Raw genomic sequence first — 7,425 nt, forward strand, 5'->3', positions numbered from 1 at the left:
TTTCGCTGCGGCAGCCTCGGCCCAAGTCATTATGCGCCATGACGCGAACGCGTCGACCAAACGGGCCCCACTTAATAAGACAGAGATAACCCTAACAAAACACCCAACGGGTGCGTGGACGGGCGAAACTACGTTTCGCTACGGCAGCCTCTACCCCGCAACCTATCTCCACCAGCAAAAACAAGGGGCCTTGAATCGATCAAGGCCCCCATGTACTATCAAATCTCCCCCCCACTACTCGTCCACCGAAACGGCATGCGTCAGCTGAGAAGCTTTCACCCGTTCATAGACAGTGCCCGACGGCGTCTTGACGAAGAACGAGATGTCGTTCCAAACATCCGGCCAACCGTGACGGATCATATTGTTGAACACCAATCGGAAAGCATGCTTCCCGGCCGCCAAAGCACGCGTCGTCTTATGCCGCAAGTGACGACTCGCCGCCTCCTGACCGTTTTTCACGATCCGTTCGCCGTCGATCCACAACTCCTCCATATCCGTCGTAAAGCCGTAGACACCATCCTCCGGCAGTTCGACGAAACCTTCGTAGACCACCAGCGACTCCGGCGCCGTCTTCGTCCCCGCTTCATACCCCGGACGGAAATAGCGCACCACCGTATCCGCCCCGAAACGTGCACCCGCGATCTGTTCATCCGTCAGGAAAAGCCCCTCGGCCACACGCATCACGACGCCCGAATCCACCGCTGCCGGTTCCGCCGCCGGTTTCAGAAGCTGCCGTTCGACCCGGATCGACCGCGACGGGCTCAGCTTGCCCTGAGGCGTCAGCGTGGCGATCCGAATCACAACCGGTTCGTCGCCGCCGATCATTAAGGTATCCTTATACATCTCCGATGCTGCGGTCGGTTCCGACCCGTCGAGCGTATAGACCATCGGCAGGTTCCGGGTATTGGAGAACGGCACCGCTACCGAGTCGCCGGTAAAGGCGAGCAGATCGACCAGCGTCCCCTCCGGCATCGGAATATGGTAATTGATGCCGTGGTAATCGAGCCGCCGTTCGGCATCGACCAGCCGCCGCTGGAACGACGCCCAATCTTTCCGATCGTTCGGCGACCAGTCCACTTCGGCCAGAGCCAGCACCCGCGGATAGTACATATACTCCCGATGAGCATCCGACAGAACATATTCGCTCCACAAATTGGCCTGCACACCGCTAATATAACGTCCCCAATCAGCCGCCGCAGAGTCCGGCACCGGGTTGTAGCTGTAGACCTTCTCCAAGGTGGAATAACCGCCGATCGACACCGGTTCGACTTCGGCCGCCCCCTGCTGGTGGTCGATGTAGAACCCGGCACTGTTCGGAGTCATAATCACGTCGTGCTGTTGCCGCGCCGCCGCAATACCGCCCGCTTCACCGCGCCAGCTCATCACCGTGGCCGACGGAGCCAGACCACCCTCCAGAATCTCGTCCCAACCGATAATCTTACGTCCGTGGGCGTTGGCAAACTGCTCCATCCGGGTGATAGTATAGCTCTGCAACAACTCTTCGGCCGTATGTTTGCGCCCGTCTTTCCCCACATGCCCGGCCTTTTTGTCGAGCCCCTGTTCGCGAATCCGCCGCTGGCAATCCGGGCAGGCCTTCCACCGCACTTTCGGACACTCGTCGCCGCCGATGTGGATGTATTCGCTGGGGAAGAGGTGGAAGACTTCGGTCAGCACATTTTCCAGAAAGGCGAAGGTGGTGTCTTTCCCCGGACAGAAGACGTCGTCCTCGACACCCCAAATCACTCGCGGCTGGTCGAACGGCCCGCCGGTGCACGACAGTTCGGGATGCGACACCAAAGCGGCCTTGGCATGTCCCGGCATCTCGATCTCGGGAATCACGTCGATGTAGCGCGCGGCAGCATAAGCCACCACCTCCCGAATTTCGTCCTGGGTGTAGAATCCGCGATGGGTCGAGCCGTCTCCTTCGGTCCGCACAGCTCCCTTGGCCGTCAGTTCGGGATATTTTTTGATTTCGATCGTCCAGAGCTGGTCGTCGGTCAGGTGCCAGTGAAAGCGGTTGATTTTGAACATCGCCAGCACATCGAGCTGTTTCTTGATGAACTCCACGCCGGCGAAGTGCCGCGAGGGGTCGAAATGCACCCCGCGATACTTGAACCGGGGGTAGTCGTCGATCACTCCGACGGGCAGCTCCCACGCTACGTCCTTGACTTTCACCGGACTTTCGATCTCGGGCGGTAACAGCTGCAACAAGGTCTGCACCCCATAAAAAGCCCCTGCCGGCGCCTGTGCGGCAATGCAGACGGTCTCGTCGGGCGAGGAGACAAGCCGATAGCCTTCACCCTGAGCGACCGAATCGGTACGGGTCAGCAGGATATAGTTCCGCCCTTCGTCCGGCAGCCGGTCTGCGATTTTCAGTTCATAACCGGTTGCTGTCCGCACTTTCCGCGCCAAATATTCAGCCACGGGTGCGAATGTCGAGTCGGTGCAAACGATAGCGGTATGACGGTTCAGCACGAGGGGACGAATCTCTTTCGAGGCGGGCACTTCAAAGTTCTCGGTCTGCACGGGAACGGGAATCACGGATTCGATATTCGGGGTTCTGGTCTGCCGGTTCTGACGGGTGCCGCACGAGGCGCACAAGACCAACACGGCACTTGTCGCCCAAAGGACGATACGTACACGACGGTTGTGTTTGTTCATGGAGTAAATATTTGTTGAGTTCGGGTTAATCTGTTCGTTTTCTTGTCGAAATGAGAGGGAGGGGTGCTGTCAAGGGTGAGAGAGCCTATCTCTCTTGTGAATAGAGGCTGGCGGCTTTCGTGTGCCGCTCAGCACCGCCCCGGGCTACCGCAATTCAGGCTCGGGCGTGCTGGGCGGCAATGGGCTCGAGGGGTCTCTCTGGTCAATTTCGGCGAGTGGGGCTAACGGCATATTTCTGGCTTTCTACATGCAGAATCTCAATTCCAAAGGCACGTACTATCGTGCCCACGGTCTTCAGTTGCGGTGCCTCTCGGAATAAACGCCGCGGGCCCGCGGGGGCAAAGGGCCGGATCTACCCTAAAAATAAGGGCAGCCTCTACCCGAAAGCTACCCCAAGCAACTGGCCGCCCCACTCCATTTGCACTCTGCGGTTCGTAAAACCGCGCATTTATCACCACATTCTGTCGGGTTCGGCCTGTCGCCCACTCCCCCGAGCGGCAAAGCCGCTGGGCGACGAGGCGGCGGTTCGGAGAACCGCAAAAGCACTGCCTATTTGTTTTCGGCCGCAGCCAGCGGAGAACGAACATTAAGGCCGAGGCGGCCAGTAAAAGACGCTGTGCGTCCCCTCCGCATCCGGGGGCTGCGGAGGGCCGACCGTTACCACGGGGAATTAGCTATTCGCTCGCGGACTACAGTCATAGCTCGCCGCCAGCGGGGACGCGATCGAACTTGCGAAAATGCAATTGCCTTAGCGGGTTGAAGCCTGCGGGGCCCACAGCAACGTCAGTTGCGGGCCTCCGCGGCGGGAGGCTTCGGCCCGCGCGGCTCTGCGAGCCGCAAAAGCACAGCCCAAAGTTCGCCCCAGTTCTCCGCCCCGTGTCAGCCTCACTGCGGCTCCGCTGTCGCTCCGCCGCATTTTTCGCGCGCCTTGCGCGATTCATCTATATTTCAGCTACCGCCGAAATAGCTGAATCGCTTCTTTAGGCGACGGCGCGCTTCTGCTTGAGGGTACTGCCCTTACACCGGGCGGGCCCCGCGTGCCCGCGGTGGGCAAATGGCAGCCTCGGCCAAATCCATTGTCCGCGCCCCTAACCACGCACCAAACCGATCCTCGCAGAAACCTACCACGCGAAAAGCGGGAAGTTACCCATCAAGGCATTCACCTCGCTCCGCACAGCAGCGATAACCTGCTGATCCTCCGGAGCGCTCAGCACCCGGTCGATCAGATCCACGATCACCGGCATGTGTTCCTCCTTCAGGCCCCGCGTCGTAACGGCCGGCGTCCCTACCCGAATCCCCGAGGTCTGGAACGGCGAACGGCTGTCGAACGGCACCATATTCTTATTCGTCGTAATATCCGCCTCCACGAGCGAACGTTCGGCCTGTTTCCCCGTCAGTTCCGGGAACTTGCCCCGCAAGTCGATCAGCATCAGGTGGTTGTCCGTCCCGCCCGAAATCAGTTTGTAGCCCTTGGCCACGAACGCCGCAGCCATCGCTTGGGCATTCTTCACCACCTGCGTCTGATACTCCTTATAGGCCGGTTGGAGCGCCTCGCCGAAAGCCACCGCCTTGGCTGCGATCACATGTTCGAGCGGCCCGCCCTGTACCCCCGGGAAAACCGCGCTGTTCAGCATGGCCGACATCTTTTTGGTCTCGCCCTTCGGCGTCTTCACCCCCCACCAGTTTTCGAAATCCTTGCCCACGAGGATAATCCCCCCGCGCGGCCCGCGCAACGTCTTGTGCGTCGTCGAAGTGACGACATGGGCGTATTTCACCGGATTTTCCAGCAGCCCCGCCGCAATCAGCCCCGCCGTATGGGCCATATCGACCCACAGCACCGCCCCCACCTTGTCCGCAATCTCGCGCATACGCTTGTAGTCCCACTCGCGGGAATAGGCCGACGCGCCGCCGACAATCATCCGCGGTTTGTGTTCCAACGCCAAAGCCTCCATCTTGTCGTAATCGATCGTGCCGGTCGCCTCGTCCACCTGATAGCCCACCGGCCGGTAGAGAATCCCCGAGAAATTGACCGGCGACCCGTGAGTCAAGTGTCCCCCGTGCGCCAGGTCGAGCCCCATAAAGGTATCCCCCGGCTGCATCACAGCCAGAAAAACCGCCATATTGGCCTGCGCTCCCGAATGAGGCTGCACGTTGGCATACTCGGCCCCGTACAATTCGCACACCCGGTCGATGGCCAGCTGTTCGACCTGATCGACCACCTGACAACCGCCGTAATAACGGGCATTGGGATACCCCTCGGCATATTTGTTGGTCAGCACGGAGCCCATGGCTTCCATCACCTCTTCGCTGACGAAGTTTTCGGAGGCGATCAGTTCGATGCCGTGGGTCTGACGGGCGCGTTCCTGCCCGATGAGGTCGAAAATGGCTGTGTCGCGGTTCATGTTACCTTGCTGTATTTGATAGAGTTAAACGATTCGAATTCGACAATTCGCGGGTTAAAGGTAGGCAAAATTTCGACCCCTTCGACCGCACGTTCCCGGAATGCGGGAAAAAACATTATCTTTGCTCCGGTTACAACTTTTTTCAAAACACGCAAACAGACATGAAACTTCTCGAAGGAAAGGTCGCCGTCATTACGGGCGCTGCACGCGGGATCGGAAAGGCGATCGCGCTCAAATTCGCCGCCGAGGGGGCGAACATCGCTTTCACCGACCTGAACGAAGACGATAACTTCCGGAATACGGAAAAAGAGATTGCTGCACTGGGGGTTAAGGCCAAGGGGTATGCTTCGAACGCGGCGGATTTCACGCAGGCGGCAGAGACGATCGATCAGATTGTCAAGGATTTCGGCCGGGTGGACGTTTTGGTGAACAACGCCGGGATTACGCGCGACGGGCTGCTGATGCGGATGAGCGAACAGCAGTGGGATTTGGTGATCGGGGTGAACCTCAAGTCGGCGTTCAACCTGACAAAGGCGGTGCTGCCGTACATGATGAAGCAGAAGTCGGGCTCGATCGTCAATATGAGTTCGGTGGTCGGGGTGAGCGGGAATGCTGGGCAGGCCAACTATTCGGCTTCGAAGGCGGGGCTGATCGGACTGACGAAGTCTACGGCGAAGGAGCTGGGGTCGCGGGGGATTCGTTGCAATGCGATCGCTCCGGGGTTCATCATCACGGACATGACGGGAGCGTTGTCGGAAGAGGTGCGGAAGGATTGGGAGGCAAAAATTCCGCTCAAACGGGGCGGGACGCCGGACGATGTGGCGAATGTCTGCACGTTCCTGGCTTCGGACTTGTCGAGCTATGTGACGGGACAGGTGATCCACTGCTGCGGCGGGATGAACATGTAGCCTGCATACTTTTAAAAGGACACTTTTGCAATGAGCGTCGGTTTCTGTTCTCGCAGGAGCCGACGTTTTCTTTTGGTGCGTCCCGCTCCGGGCTACCGCGATGTCGGACGCAAGGGTTGGAAGGGCATCGCAGGGGGCAACGGCGGAAACGGATACAGTTGGTCTGCTTCAATCAGCCATAGCAGCGGCATCTATTCAGGCATTTATATGCAACGCATGGGAACGAACCTTGCGGACGAACGTGGCCACGGTTTTCAGTTGCGCTGCCTCTCGGAATAAACAGAGAGACACTCATGGACAATTTAAAAGGTAGAGGCGGTTTACCGAGGCGCCCATGGGGCAGAGAAAAGCCGGTTCGAGTGCCGCTCGGCACCGCCCCGGGCTTCCGCTACAACGCGGACGGGGTGCCGAGGAGCATCGGTGATTACAGCTGCTGCTATTCTGCCTCGGTCAGCGATATCTATGGGATATTTCTTTTTGCGAGCACCGGGGGACATAATTCGCGTGCCGCTGCGCATGGCCGTGCCTTCGGTATTCCGTTGCGTTGCCTCTCGGAATAAACGGGGGAGTGCTGCGTTTTAATTATTTTGGAAATGCCTCCTGCGGCTCGCAGAGCCGCGCGGGCCGAAGCCTCCCTCAGCGGAGGGACGCACAGCGTCTTTTGCTGACAGCCTCTACCCAAAGCAACACAGGCTTCGCCCGCTGCAAGCCCAGCGACCCTGCAAAAGTTCAACCCAACCTATCGGGTTCGTCCTTGGCGTGCCCCCGGCACCCGCCTATGGCATCCTCGTTCTCAGTTCAAACGGTCGAAGCCTGCGGGGCCCACTACAACGTCAGTTGCGGGCCTCCGCGGCCGGAGGCTTCGGCCCGCGCGACCCTTTAGGGTCGCAAAAGTTGGGTCAACCGTTCGCTCCGATTCTATCGGGCTGGGCCTGTCGCCCCCCCGAGCGGCAAAGCCGCTGGGCGACGAGGCCGGCGACCTAAAGGTCTCACAAATACCGTCCAAAAGTTTAGCCCAACCCTCCGCCCATTCGTCCTCGGGCGCGCCCCCCGGCGCCCGCCTTCGGCGTTCGCTGCGCGCCAAGGACGGCGATTCCTCGCGGAATCGTGCTATTCGCTCTTAGCTTATAGCAATTCGCCGCCAGCGGGGAGTGCAACGAGCTCCGACGAGTTGCAGTCCGCCGCGCGGGGTGGCGGCGAACTGCGCGGCTCAAAGAGCCGCAAGAGCATGACCAACAGTTCAGCCCAAAGCTCGACCCAATTCTCGGCCCCGTATCCGCCTCACTGCGGCTCCGCTATCGCTCCGCCGCGTTTTCGCGCGCCTTGCGCGATTCATCTATATTCGGCTCGCCGCCGAAATAGCTGAATCGCTCCTTTAGGCGGGGCGCGCGTCTGTCCGACAGGAGGGTACTGCGCTCGGGCCGCGCGGGCCCCACGTCCCGTGGACGGGAAAT

The 7,425-nt window shown here is 59.8% G+C and carries 6 protein-coding genes; 4 read left to right on the forward strand and 2 right to left on the reverse strand.

The window, feature by feature from the left end; genetic code table 11:
• Nucleotides 1-234: 234 nt before the first annotated feature.
• The gene (locus Q9S52_RS06540) at nucleotides 235-2,661 is read right to left on the reverse strand and encodes a family 20 glycosylhydrolase (protein WP_304708556.1); all 2,427 of its coding nucleotides are present in this window, start codon (nucleotides 2,659-2,661) and stop codon (nucleotides 235-237) included.
• A gap of 166 nt (nucleotides 2,662-2,827) precedes the next feature.
• Between Q9S52_RS06540 and Q9S52_RS06545 the strand changes: the two genes are divergently transcribed.
• Nucleotides 2,828-2,980, forward strand: coding sequence for a hypothetical protein (locus Q9S52_RS06545; RefSeq protein ID WP_297624342.1), 153 nt, complete (start codon nucleotides 2,828-2,830; stop codon nucleotides 2,978-2,980).
• Between the two features lie 802 nt (nucleotides 2,981-3,782).
• Here Q9S52_RS06545 and glyA read toward each other — a convergent pair.
• Nucleotides 3,783-5,063: a serine hydroxymethyltransferase gene (gene glyA, locus Q9S52_RS06550; protein WP_297624345.1), complete on the reverse strand. Its 1,281-nt coding sequence runs from the start codon at nucleotides 5,061-5,063 to the stop codon at nucleotides 3,783-3,785.
• Between the two features lie 161 nt (nucleotides 5,064-5,224).
• Here glyA and fabG point away from each other — a divergent pair, with 161 nt between their 5' ends.
• The 3 genes from fabG to Q9S52_RS06565 all read left to right on the forward strand — a co-directional run bounded on the left by fabG (nucleotide 5,225) and on the right by Q9S52_RS06565 (nucleotide 6,531).
• Nucleotides 5,225-5,971 carry a 3-oxoacyl-[acyl-carrier-protein] reductase gene (gene fabG, locus Q9S52_RS06555; RefSeq protein ID WP_297624347.1) on the forward strand — a complete coding sequence of 249 codons (747 nt, stop codon included), beginning with the start codon at nucleotides 5,225-5,227 and terminating at the stop codon, nucleotides 5,969-5,971.
• A gap of 30 nt (nucleotides 5,972-6,001) precedes the next feature.
• Nucleotides 6,002-6,250 carry a hypothetical protein gene (locus Q9S52_RS06560; RefSeq protein ID WP_304708557.1) on the forward strand — a complete coding sequence of 83 codons (249 nt, stop codon included), beginning with the start codon at nucleotides 6,002-6,004 and terminating at the stop codon, nucleotides 6,248-6,250.
• A gap of 80 nt (nucleotides 6,251-6,330) precedes the next feature.
• Complete coding sequence (locus Q9S52_RS06565; RefSeq protein ID WP_304708558.1) at nucleotides 6,331-6,531, forward strand: hypothetical protein; 201 nt, start codon at nucleotides 6,331-6,333, stop codon at nucleotides 6,529-6,531.
• Nucleotides 6,532-7,425 lie beyond the last annotated feature (894 nt).

The organism is uncultured Rikenella sp., assembly GCF_948810725.1.
GTDB lineage: Bacteria > Bacteroidota > Bacteroidia > Bacteroidales > Rikenellaceae > Rikenella.